The sequence below is a fragment of the Actinomadura sp. genome, from assembly GCF_044508335.1.
Taxonomy (GTDB): domain Bacteria; phylum Actinomycetota; class Actinomycetes; order Streptosporangiales; family Streptosporangiaceae; genus Spirillospora.
The window spans coordinates 1-15,928 of record NZ_JBIQHY010000152.1 but is presented as its reverse complement, the minus strand read 5'-3'; the positions used below and the strand labels follow the sequence as shown (position 1 = coordinate 15,928).

General features: G+C 73.1%; 18 protein-coding genes. 10 read left to right on the top strand and 8 right to left on the bottom strand.

Annotated elements, in window-relative coordinates; genetic code table 11:
- A partial coding sequence (locus ACIWVC_RS31560; protein WP_396454952.1) for a hypothetical protein occupies nt 1-1,395 on the top strand: 1,395 nt, incomplete at its 5' end.
- Nucleotides 1,396-1,474: 79 nt separating this feature from the next.
- On the opposite strand, the gene ACIWVC_RS31555 is transcribed toward ACIWVC_RS31560, so the two are convergent.
- Nucleotides 1,475-1,783, bottom strand: coding sequence for a DUF3817 domain-containing protein (locus ACIWVC_RS31555; RefSeq protein ID WP_396454951.1), 309 nt, complete (start codon nt 1,781-1,783; stop codon nt 1,475-1,477).
- Between the two features lie 132 nt (nt 1,784-1,915).
- Here ACIWVC_RS31555 and ACIWVC_RS31550 point away from each other — a divergent pair, with 132 nt between their 5' ends.
- Nucleotides 1,916-2,620: a DUF4230 domain-containing protein gene (locus tag ACIWVC_RS31550; RefSeq protein WP_396454950.1), complete on the top strand. Its 705-nt coding sequence runs from the start codon at nt 1,916-1,918 to the stop codon at nt 2,618-2,620.
- A 3-nt stretch (nt 2,621-2,623) separates the two neighbouring features.
- On the opposite strand, the gene ACIWVC_RS31545 is transcribed toward ACIWVC_RS31550, so the two are convergent.
- Entirely contained in the window at nt 2,624-3,814 is a 1,191-nt protein-coding gene (locus ACIWVC_RS31545) for an acetyl-CoA C-acetyltransferase (RefSeq protein WP_396452053.1), read from the bottom strand.
- Nucleotides 3,815-3,921: 107 nt separating this feature from the next.
- On the opposite strand from ACIWVC_RS31545, the gene mce reads away from it, so the two are divergent.
- The 3 genes from mce to ACIWVC_RS31530 all read left to right on the top strand — a co-directional run bounded on the left by mce (nt 3,922) and on the right by ACIWVC_RS31530 (nt 7,711).
- A complete protein-coding gene (gene mce, locus ACIWVC_RS31540; protein ID WP_396452055.1) occupies nt 3,922-4,356 on the top strand; it encodes a methylmalonyl-CoA epimerase in 435 nt (144 codons plus the stop codon).
- 329 nt (nt 4,357-4,685) lie between these two features.
- A complete protein-coding gene (locus ACIWVC_RS31535) occupies nt 4,686-6,011 on the top strand; it encodes a DivIVA domain-containing protein (protein ID WP_396452056.1) in 1,326 nt (441 codons plus the stop codon).
- Between the two features lie 137 nt (nt 6,012-6,148).
- Nucleotides 6,149-7,711 carry an AI-2E family transporter gene (locus tag ACIWVC_RS31530; RefSeq protein WP_396452057.1) on the top strand — a complete coding sequence of 521 codons (1,563 nt, stop codon included), beginning with the start codon at nt 6,149-6,151 and terminating at the stop codon, nt 7,709-7,711.
- Nucleotides 7,712-7,720: 9 nt separating this feature from the next.
- Here ACIWVC_RS31530 and ACIWVC_RS31525 read toward each other — a convergent pair whose 3' ends face one another.
- The 4 genes from ACIWVC_RS31525 to ACIWVC_RS31510 form a co-directional block, all read right to left on the bottom strand.
- The gene (locus ACIWVC_RS31525) at nt 7,721-8,512 is read right to left on the bottom strand and encodes an alpha/beta fold hydrolase (RefSeq protein WP_396454949.1); all 792 of its coding nucleotides are present in this window, start codon (nt 8,510-8,512) and stop codon (nt 7,721-7,723) included.
- Between the two features lie 64 nt (nt 8,513-8,576).
- On the bottom strand, nt 8,577-9,299 hold the full coding sequence (locus ACIWVC_RS31520; protein WP_396452060.1) for an alpha/beta hydrolase: 723 nt from the start codon (nt 9,297-9,299) through the stop codon (nt 8,577-8,579).
- A gap of 42 nt (nt 9,300-9,341) precedes the next feature.
- Nucleotides 9,342-9,647, bottom strand: a complete 306-nt coding sequence (locus ACIWVC_RS31515) for an ATP/GTP-binding protein (RefSeq protein ID WP_396452061.1) — start codon at nt 9,645-9,647, stop codon at nt 9,342-9,344.
- A gap of 21 nt (nt 9,648-9,668) precedes the next feature.
- Entirely contained in the window at nt 9,669-11,246 is a 1,578-nt protein-coding gene (locus tag ACIWVC_RS31510; protein WP_396452063.1) for a 3-hydroxyacyl-CoA dehydrogenase family protein, read from the bottom strand.
- A gap of 55 nt (nt 11,247-11,301) precedes the next feature.
- Here ACIWVC_RS31510 and ACIWVC_RS31505 point away from each other — a divergent pair, with 55 nt between their 5' ends.
- Nucleotides 11,302-12,333 (top strand): LLM class flavin-dependent oxidoreductase, encoded by a 1,032-nt coding sequence (locus tag ACIWVC_RS31505; RefSeq protein WP_396454948.1) that lies wholly within the window; start codon nt 11,302-11,304, stop codon nt 12,331-12,333.
- 75 nt (nt 12,334-12,408) lie between these two features.
- On the opposite strand, the gene ACIWVC_RS31500 is transcribed toward ACIWVC_RS31505, so the two are convergent.
- Both ACIWVC_RS31500 and ACIWVC_RS31495 read right to left on the bottom strand, forming a co-directional pair.
- Complete coding sequence (locus ACIWVC_RS31500; protein WP_396452067.1) at nt 12,409-12,795, bottom strand: SCO5389 family protein; 387 nt, start codon at nt 12,793-12,795, stop codon at nt 12,409-12,411.
- 141 nt (nt 12,796-12,936) lie between these two features.
- The gene (locus tag ACIWVC_RS31495) at nt 12,937-13,119 is read right to left on the bottom strand and encodes a hypothetical protein (RefSeq protein WP_396454947.1); all 183 of its coding nucleotides are present in this window, start codon (nt 13,117-13,119) and stop codon (nt 12,937-12,939) included.
- Nucleotides 13,120-13,260: 141 nt separating this feature from the next.
- On the opposite strand from ACIWVC_RS31495, the gene nucS reads away from it, so the two are divergent.
- From nucS to ACIWVC_RS31475, 4 genes are all read left to right on the top strand, one after another.
- On the top strand, nt 13,261-13,941 hold the full coding sequence (gene nucS / locus ACIWVC_RS31490) for an endonuclease NucS (RefSeq protein WP_396452071.1): 681 nt from the start codon (nt 13,261-13,263) through the stop codon (nt 13,939-13,941).
- A 53-nt stretch (nt 13,942-13,994) separates the two neighbouring features.
- The gene (locus tag ACIWVC_RS31485) at nt 13,995-14,402 is read left to right on the top strand and encodes a DUF3224 domain-containing protein (protein ID WP_396452073.1); all 408 of its coding nucleotides are present in this window, start codon (nt 13,995-13,997) and stop codon (nt 14,400-14,402) included.
- Nucleotides 14,403-14,447: 45 nt separating this feature from the next.
- The gene (locus tag ACIWVC_RS31480) at nt 14,448-15,032 is read left to right on the top strand and encodes a TetR/AcrR family transcriptional regulator (protein ID WP_396452075.1); all 585 of its coding nucleotides are present in this window, start codon (nt 14,448-14,450) and stop codon (nt 15,030-15,032) included.
- Between the two features lie 110 nt (nt 15,033-15,142).
- Nucleotides 15,143-15,928 carry a site-2 protease family protein gene (locus tag ACIWVC_RS31475; RefSeq protein ID WP_396452077.1) on the top strand — a complete coding sequence of 262 codons (786 nt, stop codon included), beginning with the start codon at nt 15,143-15,145 and terminating at the stop codon, nt 15,926-15,928.

The following is a 15,928-nucleotide window of genomic DNA, read 5'->3' as shown; positions in this document are numbered from 1 at the left end:
CGGCGGGCCGGCGCCGCGGCGGGCGGCCCGCGCGGCGGGCGCTGCCGCGGCTCCCGCTGCCCGCCGGGAGCGCCACCGGTGTCTGACCTCGGGCGGGTGCTCCGGCTGGACGCCCGCCGCACGGCGCTGCTGGTCGCGGTGCCGGTCCTCACCGCGGTCGGGACGGCGGCGGCGCTCCCGGGGCTCTGCCTGTCCGCCGCGTACTGGGACAACACGGTCGTCGCGCTGGTCAACGCCGTCCGCTTCCTCGGGCCCGTCGCCGCCGCGCTGGCGGCGTGGGCGGCGGTGCGCGAGCGCCCGCTCGACTACCTGCGCGACCTCACCGCGCGCTCACCGGCCACGGGCGCGCTGCTCGACCTCCTGCTGCTGTCCTCCGCGGCCCTGGTCTCCTACACCGCGGTCACGGCGCTCGTCGTCGCCGTCACGCTGGCGCAGGCGGAGGCCGGGCACCCGCACCCCCTCGGCGTGATCGCGGGCGCGGGCGCGCTCGTCCTGCACGTCGTCGTCGGCTACCTGACGGGACGCGTCGTCCCGCACCGCGCGACGGCGGCCCTGGCGTTCGGCGCGACGGCGATGTGGGCGGCGCTGCGCATCCCGGGCGTGTCGTGGTGGAGCCTCCTGCCCCCGGCCGCCTTCCCCCGCATCGACCTGTTCACCACCCTGCGCCCCCGCGTGTTCGCCGACCAGGCCGCCTGGACGGCGGGGCTGACGGCCGCGCTGATCCTCGGCTACGTCCTGTGGGCGACGCGGCGGTTCCTGCTCGTCCTGCCGCTGGCCGCCGCGCTGGCCGCGACCGGCGCGGCCACGCTCGGCCTCCAGGGGTCGGACCCCGCGGCGGTCCGCGCCGCGCCCGCGCCGCAAGCGTGCCGGCATTGGCCGGTGACCGTCTGCGTGCATCCCGCGCTGCGCGACGCGCTGCCCCGGCTGATGGCGGCGGTCGTCCCGCTCGCGGCGCGGCTGAACGGCACGCCCGGCGAGTTCACGCAGGTGCGGCAGCGTCCCGGCTGGGCGCCGGTCTCGGTCGCGGACGGCGTGGCCTTCGTCCATCTCGACGAGGACCTCTCCCCCGGATACGCGGCGCGGGCCGCCCGGCAGATAAGCCGGGCGCTCAAGGACCCGCGCGCCTGCGCCGCCGGCTCCTCCGCCGGCTACCCGGCGCTGGTCGACGCCTGGCTGCTGGACGACGAACCCCCGTCCATCGCCGACGCCCGCGCGGCCCGCCGGTTCGCATCCTGGACCGAGCGCGGACGCCGCGCCTGGCTGCGCCGCCACTTCACCCGGTACCGCACCTGCTCCCTCGGCCCCGCCGACTTCCGCCCCGTCCGCGCCGGGAAGCACCGCTCGACGAAGCACGCGCGCCGCGGGACCTTCGACAGAACCGCTCCCCCGACATGACGCGGGGCCCCCTGCGCGGCGCGGGTTCCCCTGCGCGGCCGCGGCGGCCACCCCCAACCGCCGCGGCCGCGCAGAAGTCTCAGGCCCGCCCGGCCGGCTGCGCGGCGGGCGCCGCGGGCCGCGCCCAGTGGCGCTCCACGAGCAGCGGGGCCGCCGGCAGGACGGCGGCGCCGAGCGCCAGGACCGTGCGCTTGAGGTCCCAGCCGAGCTCGTCGCGGACGAGGAAGACCAGGCCGACGTAGGCCATGAACAGAACTCCGTGCAGCGGGCCCACCAGCTGGACGCCCACCGGCGCGTCCGCGCCGTACTTCAGCGGCATGGCGACCAGCAGCAGGAGCAGGAACGAGACCGCCTCCGCCACCGAGACGAACCGGAAAACACGAATCATGTCCACGCCGCGTCAACGGCCCGCCCGCGCCCGGGGTTTCGGCCCGCCCTATGGCCTTGATCACATCGCGGTCCACGCCGACCTCACCGAGCCGCCAGGTGTGGGACGGGGATGCCGGGAATGCTCTGGTGCATGGCTCGCTCGGAACCCCGGAACGACGCGCCCCGCAAGCCGTCCCCCGAACGGACCCGCGCCCCGCGCCGCGGCCTGCTCACCCCGGTGCTGCTGGTCGTCGCGACCATCGCGCTGGTGCTCCTGGCGCAGCAGGCGCTGCGCGGCCTGCCGGGCCGGCTGAACCCGTTCGGCACGGAGACGAAGGACCGCAGCGGGCCCGTCCTGCTGAAGTCGATCCGCGACCTGCACCGCTACGAGGCGGCGAGCGGCAGCTTCCAGGTCATCGTCGACCTGGAGAAGGACGCCAAGTTCCTGCCGGGCTCACTGCGCGGCAAGCGGACGCTGTTCGTCGGGAACGGCACCGTCGACGCCTACGTGGACTTCTCCAAGCTCGGCTCGGGGGCCGTGAAGGTCAACGAGGACCGCACGGCCGCCACGGTCACGCTCCCCCGCGCCCAGCTGGAGAAGACCAACCTGGACCCGAAGAGCAGCTACGTCTACGCCACCGAACGCGGCCTCATCGACCGCTTCGGCGACTTCTTCAGCAGCAACCCGAACGACCAGCAGCAGCTCTACGTCCTGGCGTCGCAGAAGATCCAGACCGCCGCCGGGCGGAGCGGGCTGCGGGAACGCGCCGACGCCAACACGAAGTCGATGCTGGAGAACATGCTCAAGGCGCTGGGCTTCAAGACGGTGACCGTCCGGCAGCCCAGCGCCCAGTGACCGCTACGCGGTGGGGACGCGCAGGATGAGCGCGTCTCCCTGGCCGCCGCCGCCGCAGAGGCCGGCGGCGCCGGTGCCGCCGCCGCGGCGCTTCAGCTCGTAGGCGAGGTGCAGGGCGATGCGGGCGCCGGACATGCCGACGGGGTGGCCGAGCGCGATGGCGCCGCCGTTGACGTTGACCTTCTCGGGGCCGACGCCGAGGTCGCGCATCGACTGGATGCCGACGGAGGCGAACGCCTCGTTGATCTCGATGAGGTCGAGGTCGTCGACGGTCAGGCCCTCCTTGCCGAGGGCGTGCTTGATGGCGTTGGACGGCTGGGACTGGAGGGAGTTGTCCGGGCCGGCGACGTTGCCGTGCGCGCCGATCTCGGCGAGCCAGGTGAGGCCCAGCTCCTCGGCCTTGGCCTTCGACATCACGACGACGGCCGCGGCGCCGTCGGAGATCTGGGAGGACGAGCCGGCGGTGATCGTGCCGTCCTTGCTGAACGCCGGGCGCAGCCTGGCGAGGCCCTCGACGGTGGTGTCGCCGCGCACGCCCTCGTCCTTGGCGAACACGACCGGGTCGCCCTTGCGCTGCGGGATCTCGACCGGGGCGATCTCGTCGTCGAAGACGCCGTTCTTGATGGCCTCGGCGGCGCGCTGGTGGGAGCGGGCGGCGAACTCGTCCTGCTCCTCGCGGGAGATGCCGAGCCTGGCGTTGTGGCGCTCGGTCGACTCGCCCATGGCGATGCCGTCGTAGGCGTCGGTGAGGGCGTCGTGGGCCATGTGGTCGAGGACCTCGATCGACCCGTACTTGTAGCCGCCGCGCGACTTCGGCAGCAGGTGCGGGGCCTGGGTCATCGACTCCATGCCGCCCGCCACCACGATGTCGAACTCGCCCGCCCGGATCAGCTGGTCGGCGAGCGCGATCGCGTCCAGGCCGGACAGGCACACCTTGTTGATCGTGATCGACGGGACGCTCATCGGGATGCCCGCCTTGACCGCCGCCTGCCGGGACGGGATCTGCCCCGCGCCCGCCTGCAGCACCTGGCCGAGGATCACGTACTGGACCTGGTCGCCGGCCACCCCGGCCCGCTCCAGCGCCGCCCTGACCGCGTGCGCGCCGAGGTCGGCCGCGGAGAAGTCCTTCAGCGAGCCCATCAGGCGTCCGATGGGGGTGCGCGCGCCGGCGACGATCACGGACGTAGCGGTCATGTGGGGGCCCTCCAGGTGGTGCTGCGGCGACGTTTGCCACCATACCCAGGGGAACGCCGTCCGGTTCCGTTCGCCCCCGCCTGGCCGCCCTAGTAGGGAGAAAGCCCATGCTGACCCGTATCGACCACATCGGCATCGCCTGTCACGACCTGGACGCGACCGTCGAGTTCTACAAGGCGACCTACGGCTTCACCGACGCGCACTTCGAGGTGAACGAGGAGCAGGGCGTCCGGGAGTGCATGCTCAAGATCAACGACACCGGGGACGGGGCGGCGAGCTACCTCCAGCTGATCGAGCCGATCCGGGAGGACTCGGCGGTCGCCAAGTGGCTGGCGAAGAACGGCGAGGGCGTCCACCACATCGCGTTCGGCACGGACGGGACCGTCGCCGACGAGGCGGCCGGCATCGCGGGCAGGGGCGTGCGGGTGCTGTACGACGCGCCGCGCAACGGATCCATGGGATCTTTGATCAACTTTTTGCACCCCAAGGACTGCCACGGCGTGCTGACCGAGCTCGTGCAGAAGCGGCCGGACGCTGGATGATCTTGCGGGCCGGGCGCGGCGTACGCGCGACCGGATCGTGACGTGTTCGATATCACGGCGGCGGAGGGCGGGCCACTGACCGCCGCTCTGTGACCGTTCAGACACATCTGGTGCATTTGCACCCCCGACACCTGCGCACCTGCAACCCGGCTGAACACGCCAACAAACCGGACATTCCACGCAGCGCGTCAAGATGAGCCCCCAACACGGCAGTGTCCGGAGTACGCTTCATTCGCCGGAAGAGGTCTGGGGCACTCCGCCCGTTCATGTCAGGCGATCAACCGGTCCCCGGAACCACCCGTAGCCCCGTCACATCAGGATTGAGCCACATGCAGTCCGACATCGACGCCCAGCTCAGCAACTTCTTTGAAGACACGCCCCCGCGCGAGTTCGACGTGGTGCTTCGCGGCTACGACCGGCACCAGGTCGACGAGCACATCAAGCAGCTCGACAACGAGGTGCGGCAGACCCGCGAGCAGACCCAGGCCCTGCAGCGGGAGCTGTCGGACGCCCACCGTCAGCTGCAGGAGCAGGAACGTCCCACCTACTCCGGTCTAGGCGCCCGCATCGAGCAGCTGCTCCGCCTCGCCGAGGAGCAGGCGACCGAGCTGGTCCAGGCGGCCCGCTCCGAGGCGAACGAGATCAAGGCCGCGGCCAAGGTCGACGCCGCCGAGCAGCGCGCCAACGCCGAGAACGACGCCGCCGAACTGCGCGCCAACGCCCAGCGCGAGGGCGACGACATGCGCAACGCGGCCGAGCGCGAGGCCGAGGAGGTGCGCACCTCCGCCCGCCGCGAGGCCGACGAGCTGACCTCCACCACCGAGCGCGAGGTCGCCAAGCTGCGCGCCACCGCCGACCACGAGGTCGCCGAGAAGCGGGCCAGCGCCGAGCGCGAGATCGCCAAGCTGCGCACCACGACCGAGCGCGAGGTCGCACAGCTGCGGGCGTCGACCAAGCGCGAGCGGGACGAGATCCTCACCACGGCCAAGCGGCAGGCCGACGAGATGCGGGCGCAGGCCCAGCGCATCCTGGAGGAGAGCGAGGCCCAGCGCGCCCAGGCCGAGGCCGAGTTCGAGATCCAGCTCGCCGCCCGCCGCGAGGAGGCCGACCGGCAGGACGCCGAGCGGCACTCCGCCGCGCAGGCCGCCACGCAGAAGCTGGTCGCCGAGGCCGAGCAGCGCGCCGCGTCCGCCGAGCAGCGGGCCGCGAAGGCGACCCAGCAGGCCGAGCAGACCCGGCGCGAGGCCGACGCGCACGCCAAGCAGCTCATGGCCAACGCCCGCAAGAACTCCGACAACGTGATCGCCGAGGCCAAGGCGCAGGCCGAGCAGCTGCTCGCCGAGACCAAGGCCGAGGCCGACCGCGTCCGGACGGCGGCGCAGCGGCAGGTCGACGAGCTCACCCGGCAGCGCGACAGCATCACCAGCCACCTCAACCAGCTGCGCCAGCTCATCGGCGGCGTCGCGCCGACGATGGGCGCCGAGCCCGAGCTGGCCGCGGCCCCGGAGAAGGCCGCGATCCCGGCCGCCGAGCCGAAGCCGGCCCCGCAGCCCCAGCCGAAGCAGCAGCAGCCGGCCGCCGCGAAGGCCGCGCCCGCGAAGCAGGCCCAGCCCAAGAAGTCCGAGGAGGACGACGAGGACTGGTGGCAGGAGTGAGTTCCTGAGACCGGCGTCGAGGAAAGCCTAGAGGCGGTGAAACGCCTCTAGGCTTTCCTTCGTCTCACCACCGTGGGACGCTCGTGGCCTGTGAACGGCCGCGTCCTCCGACGGGACATATGAACGAGGAGAGCGGCGTGGCCGACGAGACCTCTCGCGACGACGAGCCGAAGGCGGTGCCCGGCACGGGACGGCCCGCAGGCGAACCCGGGGTACCCGCACCCGCGCCGCCTCCGGACGACGCCACCGACGAGGACTCCCCCGACGAGGACGCTTCCAACGAGGACGCTTCCGACAACGCCACCGGCGGCAGCCCCGACGACACCGGCGACACCGGCACCGGCGGCAGCGACGGCGACGACAACGGCGGCAGCGACACCGGTGACAGCGACACCGGCGGCCGGGACGCCGGCGACCGGGACGCCGGGTCGGGTGGGACCGGGAGCGAGAGCGTCGCGCCGAGCGGGGCGCTGCGGCCCGAGGAGACCGGCGAGCCGGCGGGCGAACGCGATCCGGCGACCGGCGCGCCCGTCACGCTCCCGGCCGAGACTGCGGGCGGCGAGCAGGTGCCGCCGCCGCCCGGAGCGCCCGATCCGGCGCACGACGTGGAGCAGCGCCGCCGCGAGGCCGGCGTCGACCAGCGGTTCCCGTTCGGCCGGCCCGGGCAGCCGCTCGGCCGCGCCCACCCGTTCGTGTTCGGGTTCACCGCCGCGCTCGGCGTCATCACCGCGTGGATGCTGGTGAAGGCCGCCACGAACGCCAAGTCCGTCATCGTGATGATCGTCGTCGCGATGTTCCTCGCGGTCGGCCTCAACCCGGCGGTGGAGCGGCTGCGCAAGTTCGGGTTCCCGCGCGGCGCCGCCGTCGCGACGGTGTTCCTGCTGGTGATCCTGTTCTTCGCGGGGTTCGTCGCCTCCCTCGTCCAGCCGGTGTCCGAGCAGGTCACCGAGCTGCGGCACAACATCCCCGAGTACGTCCAGCAACTGCAGGACAACAAGACGCTGGCCGACTGGGACAAGCGCTACGGGCTGCTGGACCGCGCGCAGAAGGCGGTGTCCGGCGAGGACTTCCAGAAGACCCTCACCGACACCGCCACCGGCATCGGCAAGGTCGCGATCAACGGGATCTTCCAGACGATCACGATCCTGATCCTGACGCTGTACTTCCTCAGCTCGCTGCCGCAGATCAAGACGTTCTTCTACCAGCTCGCGCCGCGCACCCGAAGAGCCCGCGTCGCCCTGCTCGGCGACGAGATACTCGACCGGATCGGCGGCTACGTCGCCGGGCAGTTCACGATCGCGTTCATCGCGGGCATCACGTCGTACATCTTCCTGTCGATCCTCGGGGTGAAGTACGCGCTCGCGCTGGCGCTGATCGTGGCGGTGACCGACCTGATCCCGCTCATCGGCGCCACGATCGGCGCGGTGATCGTGTGCCTGGTCGCGTTCCTCACCGGGGACACCACCGACCTGATCGTCTGCGTCGTCTTCTACGTGGTCTACCAGCAGGTGGAGAACTACCTGGTCTACCCGCGCGTCATGAAGCGGACGGTCGACGTGCAGCCCGCGGTGACGATCGTCGCGGCGCTCGTCGGCGCGGCGCTGCTCGGCGTGGTCGGCGCGCTGCTGGCTATCCCGACGGCGGCGGCGATCTCGCTGCTGATCCGGGAGGTCGTCATGCCGCGCCAGGAGACCCTGTAGGGCCGGGGCTCACCCGCCGATGCGGGCGAGCGCGGCGGCGAACTCGGCGACCGCCTGGTTGAACAGGTCGGGCTGCTCGACCGCGCACAGGTGCCCGGCCCGCGGGATGACGAGCAGCTCGGCGTTCGGCAGCGCGTCCGCCATGGCGCGGGCCTCGTCCTCGGTCGCGAGCGCGTCCTCGTCGCCGATCATGACGAGGGCGGGCACCTTGACGGCGCGGAGCGTGTCGAACGCGTCGGGCCGCCCGGCCATGGCGCGCTGCGCCCACGCGGCCGCGTGCGGCGGGGTCGCCTGGACGAGGCCGCGGACCCGCCCGTAGATCAGCGCGCGCTGCCGGTAGGTGGTGGGCCCGACCAGGCCGGGCAGCACCTCGTCCACCAGGACCTGGGGGCTGCGCTCGCGTTCGAGCCGCTCGGCCTGCCGGAGCCGGTTCGCCCGGACGGCCTCGGTGTCGGCGGCGGCGCGGGTCGCGGCGAGCACGAGCCCGAGGACGAGGTCGGGGTGCCGGCGGCACAGCGCCATCGCGACGTACCCGCCCATGGACAGGCCGCCGACGACGGCGCGCCGGACGCCGAGGCCGCGGAACATGCGGGCGACGTCGTCGGCCATCGCGTCGACGGACGGCTCGTCGTCGCCGAGCACCGATCCGCCGAATCCGCGCAGGTCGGGGGTGATGACCCGGAACCGGCCCGCGAGGCCCTCCCGCTGGGCCAGCCACATCGCGGAGGAGAGCGGGAAGGCGTGCAGCAGGACGAGCGGCGTGCCGGTACCGACATCCCTGGCGTACAGCTGCACCGTCATTGGGCCATGCTTACCCGCTATCGCGGCCACTGTGACGGGAGTGGCCGCGATCGGCCGCAGCGGTTTACTTGTCCGGTTCGTCCCATTCGGTGGGGAGCGGATGGGCGGCCGGCGCGACCCGCTTGACGATCTCGTTCAGCACGATCCGGACGTACGGTTCGCCGACCCACAGGTGCTTGGCGTTGTCCACCGCGACGACCTCGGCCTGCGGGACGCGCTTGAACCGCTCCCGCGCCTCGGCCGGGCGCAGGTAGTCGTCGAACTCCGGCACCAGCGCCACCACGGGCCGCCCGTCGGCGCCCCAGGCGTCCAGGTCGGCGTCCCCGGCGCGCTTCAGCGGCGGGGACAGCAGGATCACGCCCTCGACCAGCGGGTCGCGTCCCCACTTCAGCGCCAGCTCGGTGCCGAACGACCAGCCGAGCAGCCACGGGCGCGGCAGGTCGTGGTACTCGGTGTACTCCAGCGCCGCCGCCACGTCGAACCGCTCGGTCTCGCCCTCGCCGAACTCGCCCTGGCTCGTCCCGCGCGCCGAGGTCGTCCCGCGGGTGTTGAAGCGCAGCACGGCCAGGTCGGCGAGCGCGGGCAGCCGGTAGGACGCCTTGCGCAGCACGTGGCTGTCCATCATGCCCTCGGCCGTGGGCAGGGGGTGCAGGCACACGAGCGTCGCGACCGGCGGCCGGTCCGGCGGCAGCGCCAGCTCCCCGACCAGTTCCAGGCCGTCCGACGTGTGCAGCGTGATGTCCTCGCGCCGCGCGGGCAGCACTGTCGCCGCCCTGATCTCCGCCATGGGTCTCCTTAGTGCCGGGGCGCCCTCTGCGACCGGGCGCCCTCAGTAACGGGGGGCGTTGCGCGACCGGAGGATGCGGGGGCCGCGGCGGCCGCGGGCCTGCCAGCAGGGGCGGTGCCAGTGCCGCCGGTCGTCGCCGCCGTCACCGGCCCGCCAGGCGACGACGTGCGCGACGCCCGGGGGGATCTCCTGGTCGCATCCGGGGCACCGGTACGCCTTGGCCGCCGCGGCCCCGGCGACCGGCCGGACGATCCATTCGCCGTCCGGTCCCTCCTCTGCCCGCTGAGCCCACGCCCCGCCGCTCCGGGGGCGGTCGGAAACGGCACGGCGGTTCTTCCGGGGGCTCATGCTCCCAGGATATTCGCCGGGTCAGCGCAGCGGCTCGCCCGCCGTCGCGTGCTCGATCAGCAGCGGCGCCGGGGACAGGGAGGGTTCGCGGGTCTCGGCGTGCAGGGCGCGCAGGACGGCCACGGCGCGGGCGGGGCCGAGCCGGTCGAGGTCGGCGATCGGGCCGGTCGGGTAGCCGCAGCCGAGCGTCATCGCGGCGTCGATCGAGTCGGCGTCGGCGTATCCGGCGCCGAGCATCGCGGCGGCGTCGTTCAGGTACGGGAAGCGCAGCGCGTCCACGATGAACCCGGCGCGGTCGCGGCAGCGGACGGCGGTGAGGCCGAGGCGGCCGAGCAGGGCGGCGGCGCGGTCGGCGACGTCCGGGCCGGTCGCGACCGTGGCGGCGATCTCGGCGAGCGCGCCGGCCGGGTCGGGCAGGTGCAGCCCGACGACGTCGGCGGGGCGCCCGGTGGCCATGGCCTGCTCGATCACCGAGCCGGCCACGGACGTCACGGCGAGCACGGCGCCGGGCTTGGCGGCCTGCGCGGCGGCGGACAGCAGCGCCCGCGCGGCCCCGGGGTCCTCCGCGGCCTCGATGACGAGGTCGCAGCCGGCGAGGTCGGCGGCCGAGTCGCGGACCCGCGCACCCGCGCGGTCGCACAGCGCGGCGAGCGCGTCGGCGAGCGGTCCGACGCCGACGACGCCGACGGCCGGCGGCGCGCCCTCCTCCGGCGCGGCCGCCTCTTCGGCCGCGCCGGACCGGTCGTAGGAGTAGAAGCCGCGGCCGGTCTTGCGGCCGAGCATCCCGGCGGTGACGAGTTCGCGCAGCGCCGGGGACGCGGCGTGGCGGCGGTCGCGCGACTCGGCGTAGATCGCGTCCAGCACCTCGACGCAGGTGTCGAGGCCGATCAGGTCCATGAGGGTGAACGGGCCCATCGGCAGGCCGGCGCCGACCTTCATCGCGGTGTCGATGTCGTCGCGGGTCGCGTGCCCGGACTCCAGCATCCCGGCGGCCTGGTTCAGGTAGCCGAACAGCAGCCGGTTGGCGACGAACCCGGCGCGGTCGCCGATCGTCACCGGCGTCTTGCCGAGGCCCTCGACCAGCGCGGCGACGCGGGTCACCGCCTCCGGCTCGGTCAGCACGGTCGCGATGACCTCGACCAGCTTCATGACCGGCGCCGGGTTGAAGAAGTGCACGCCGACGATCTTGGCGGGGCGCCCGGTGGTGACCGCGATGCGGGTGACCGACAGCGACGAGGTGTTCGTGGCGAGGACGGCGTCCTCCCGGCAGACCCGGTCCAGTTCGGCGAAGACCTTGCGCTTCAGCTCCAGCCGCTCGGGGACGGCCTCGATGACGAGGTCGCAGTCGCCCAGATCGGCGAAGTCGGTGGAGAACGCCACCCGGCCGAGGATCTCGCGCTGCGCGTCCTCGGTGAGCCTTCCGCGCTTGACGGCCCGCCCGGTCGAGGATTCCAGGTTGCCGCGCCCGCGCTCCAGCGCGTCCTCGTCCACCTCGATGCCGACGACCGCGAGGCCGCCGCGCGCCAGCACCTCGGCGATGCCCGCGCCCATCGTGCCCAGTCCGACGACCCCGATCCTGCTGAACGCACCCACAGTCATGATTGGCAGTCTTGCAGAGCGCTCGGGCGTTCCCGCTCCCGGGTACGACGGTGGGGTGCGCCTAGGAATCTTCCTCCTCGCGACCCGTTTCCCCGCCCGTCCTCCAGCCCCCGCCCACCGCCGTGCTAAGGACGAGCTCCGCTCGGACGCCCAAAGCGACGCCGCGGCTCTCGCCCGCACCGTCGAGGCCGCCGTCGCCGCCGAACGCGCCGGGTTCGACGACGTCTGGCTGGCCGAGCACCACTTCATGTCGTACGGGGTCGTCCCGTCCGCGACGCTGCTGGCCGGGCATCTGCTGGCCGCGACCTCGCGGATCCACGTCGGGACGGCGGTGAGCGTGCTGTCCACCCGGCACCCGGTGGCGCTCGCCGAGGAGGCGGCGATGCTCTCCCTCCTCTCCGGCGGCCGCTTCCGCCTGGGCGTCGGACGCGGCGGCCCGTGGCGGGATCTCGAGGTCTTCGGGACGGGCCTCCCCCGCTACGAGCACGGCTTCGCCGAATCCCTGGACCTGCTCCTCACCTCTCTGTCCGCTGACCGTGTCTCGGCGGAGGGGGAATTCTTCCGCTTCCGTGAGGTCCCGATCGTCCCGCGCGCGCCCGTACCGCCGCCCGTGACGGTCGCCTGCACCTCTCCGGCCACCGAGAGGCTGGCCGCCGAGCGCGGCCTGCCGATGCTGCTGGGCATGCACGTGGACGCCGGCGAGAAGGCCGCCGCCGTCGCCCGGCACGGCCGCCCCGGCCTCCCGCACATCTCCGCCCACGTCGCGCAGGTCGCCGACACCCGCGAGGAGGCGGTCGAGACCCTGATGAGGGAGATGCCCCACTGGCTCGGCCCCGGCCTGGAGGGATACGTCGCCGTGGACGACCGTCCGCGCCCCTCCCCCGACCCGGTCGGCTACACGCGCCGGATGTGCGACATCCACCCCGTCGGCTCTCCGGACTACTGCGTCGAGTCCCTGCGGGCCGCGGCCGAGAAGACGGGCATCCAGCATCTGATCCTGATGGTGGAGGCCGCCGGCTCCCGCGAGGCCACGCTGGAGAACATCGCCCGGCTGGGCGCCGAGGTCCTCCCCGAGCTCCGCGGGTGAGGCGGGGTGGGCGTGCGTGCGGCGTGCCGCGGCCGGTGGTCCCGGGCGGCACGCCGCGCGCCGGTCGGGGCGGGGTCAGCAGTCGCGGAGCTCGGGCGACTGGTTGAGGATCTGCTCGCGGGCCGTCACGAACGTCCGGTAGGCGGTGGAGTCGGCGGTCGGGAAGACGGCGACGCGGTGGCAGTTCTGGAAGGCGAGCTTCACGCCGAAGTGGCGTTCCAGCGCGGCGCGCATGGCGTCGCTCGCGAGGACGCGGAGCAGCTGGCCGCGGGCCTGCTCGTCCGGGGGCGGGGTGAGGTTGTCGGCGAAGTCGCCGCCGTCCACCTGGAGCCGGGCCACCAGGCCGCTGATCATGTCCCACGCGTACGGGAGGGACGTCTTGATGCACTCGACGAAGGCGGCGTCGCCGACCTCGCCCTGCTGCGCCGTCTCAAGCAGTTCCGGAGTCACGTCGAGAGACATGCGGGGGTCCTTTCGCCGTTTGAGGATGAACACCCACCCGCCGACGCTAATCACGGCTTCCGGAGAATTCCAGGCTTGACAAAGATTTTCATTCCGCTACTGAGCGCCTCCGGACGGCCCCGGTCCGTCCGGAGGCGGGCGCTATCGTGCGGGCGCCGCTCCCTGGCGGCGCGCCCGGCGGACGGGCGCGCTGCGCTCGGCCCGGTCGGCCCAGAACTCGCGCGCCCGGCGCGCCAGCCGGGCGTCCCGCTCCTCGGCGGCCCGCGCCCGCCGGTCGCGGCCCCGCTCGGTCATGATCGACTGCATGATGTCGTGATGGAACACGGTCTCTCCCCGAATGATCCGGGCCGCTCGGCACGGCCCGACATCCAAGAGACTCGTCCTAAGGACCCCGCCCCCGCATCGGCAGCACGCCTTATCCGACCCGGCCCACACGCCTTAGGCCCGCCACTAAGGTTGGGCAGCGTGCGTCTCGTTATCGCCCGCTGCAGCGTCGACTACGCCGGCAAGCTCACCGCCCACCTGCCGATGGCCCCCCGGCTGATCCTGATCAAGGCGGACGGGAGCGTGAGCGTCCATGCCGACGACCGCGCCTACAAGCCCCTCAACTGGATGAACCCGCCCTGCTCGCTGCGCGAGGAGAGCTACGAGGAGAACGGCGCCGTCGCGCGCTGGACGGTCACGCACGGCAAGTCGGGCGAGCGGCTCATCCTCACCATCGAGGAGATCATGCACGACAGCAGCCACGAGCTGGGCGTCGACCCGGGGCTGCGGAAGGACGGCGTCGAGGCGCACCTGCAGGAACTGCTCGCCGAGCACATCACCACGCTCGGCGAGGGCTACACGCTCATCCGCCGCGAGTTCCCCACCGCGATCGGCCCGGTCGACATCCTGTGCCGGGACGGCGACAGCGCCACGGTCGCCATCGAGATCAAGCGGCGCGGCGAGATCGACGGCGTCGAGCAGCTGACGAGGTACCTGGAGCTGCTGAACCGCGACCCGCACCTGGCGCCCGTCCGCGGGGTGTTCGCCGCGCAGGAGATCAAGCCGCAGGCCCGCGTCCTCGCCACCGACCGCGGCATCGACTGCGTCACCCTCGACTACGACGCCCTGCGCGGCATCCGGCACGAGGGCACGCTCTTCTGAGCGGCCGTCCGGGATTTCCCTCGCGTCGGGTGGGGCGTGCAATCATGGCGGGCATGACGTTTCAAGCCGGCGGCAGTTTCGACATCGAGGCGTGGGACGCCGAGAAGCCCTACGAGGAACAGGACGGCACCAAGCTGACCCGCGTCCAGGTCCGCAAGCGGTACCACGGCGACCTCGTCGGGACGAGCAGCACCGAGCTGATCACCGTGGAGACGGCGGCCGGGCCCGCCGCCTACGTCGGGGTGGAGCGCGTCGAGGGCATCCTGCACGGGCGCGAGGGGACGCTCGTACTCCAGCACAGCGGGGGCAGCGAGGACGGCACGCCCGGCACCCAGTGGCTGCGCTGGCTGATCGTCCCCACGTCCGGGACCGGGGAGCTGGCCGGCATCCGCGGCTCCGGCCAGATCACCGTCGCCGAGGACGGCTCGCACACCTGGACCCTGGAGTACACGCTGGACTGAGCGCCGGTGGGCCGAGTCCCGGCGGGGTGCCGGTAATGTGCTGGCATGCCCCCGGTCACCACCGACGCGACCCGTGAGCGGATCATCGACGCGGCCGAAGAGTGCTTCGGCCGCTTCGGCGTCGCCAAGACGACGGTCGAGGACATCGCGGCGGCCGCGCGGCTGTCGCGGGCGACGGTGTACCGGAGCATCACCGGCGGCCGGGACGAGCTGATCCTGGCCGTGGTGGTGCGCGACCTGCACCGGTTCCTGGACCGGCTCGCCGACCGGCTGCGCCGGGAGCGGTCGGTGCCGGAGGCCATCGTCGAGGGCGCGATGGACGCGATCGCGTACGTCCGCAGCGAGCCGACCATCGCGCACTTCCTCGTGCCGGAGGCCGCGGGCCACATGCAGGCGGCGGTCGCCGGCGGGGCCGAGCGCGTGCTCGCGCTGTGCGCCGACTACGTCCGGCCGTACTTCGAGCAGGCGCAGCGGCAGCGGACGCTGCGTCCCGACATCGAGGTCGAGGGGACGGTCGAGTTCCTCTTCCGGATCATCACGTCGCTGATCGTGATGGACCGGGACCGGGACGCCGACGAGCTGCGCCGCTTCCTGCGCACCTACGTCGTCCCGGTGATCGCGGCGCCGTGACGGCGGCCCCGCCGGGGCGGCCTCGCCCGGGCGGCCCGCCCCGGACGGAACCGCGGCGGCGCGCGGACAGTTACCGAGATGAAGATCATGCGGGAGAGAGGCCGGAGGCGATGGACGGGACTGCACACAAGGCGCGGGGGAGCGCGTCCGTCCGGCCGAGCCCGGTATTCCTCGCGATCGTGGCGGCGACCGCCCTGTGCGGCCTGATCGCGTGGCGGTACGGGGAGAACCCGGCCAAGGAGGCGCGGATCGCGCTGTTCGGGTTCGTGCTCGCGGCGTGGATGCTGTCGCTCTGCGTGCACGAGTTCGGGCACGCCTACACGGCCTTCCGGTCGGGCGACCGCAGCGTCGCCGCCAAGGGCTACCTCACGCTGAACCCGCTGAAGTACTCCGACATCGTGCTGAGCTTCCTCATCCCGGTGGTCTTCATCATGCTCGGCGGGATCGGCCTGCCGGGCGGCGCCGTGTGGATCGACCGGCACGCCATCCGGGGCAGGCTGCGGCACAGCCTGATCTCGGCCGCGGGCCCGCTGTCCAACGTCCTGTTCGCGATCATGCTGGCGGTGCTCTACAAGAACTTCGCCCACCAGGACCACGGCGTGTTCTGGCTGGGCGTGGCGTTCCTGGCGTTCCTCCAGGTCACCGCGGCCGTGCTGAACCTGCTGCCGATCCCCGGCCTGGACGGGTTCGGGATCATCGAGCCGTACCTGCCGCGCGGCTGGGTCGACCGGGTGGCGCCCTACGGGGGCTACGTCTTCCTCATCCTGATCGCCCTGCTCTGGCTGGGCCCGATCAACGAGGGCTTCTTCAACGTCATCTACAACATCACCGACGCGCTGGGCCTGGAGGAGCTCCCGATCCAGTTCGGGTACTCGCTGTTCCAGTTCTGGAACTAG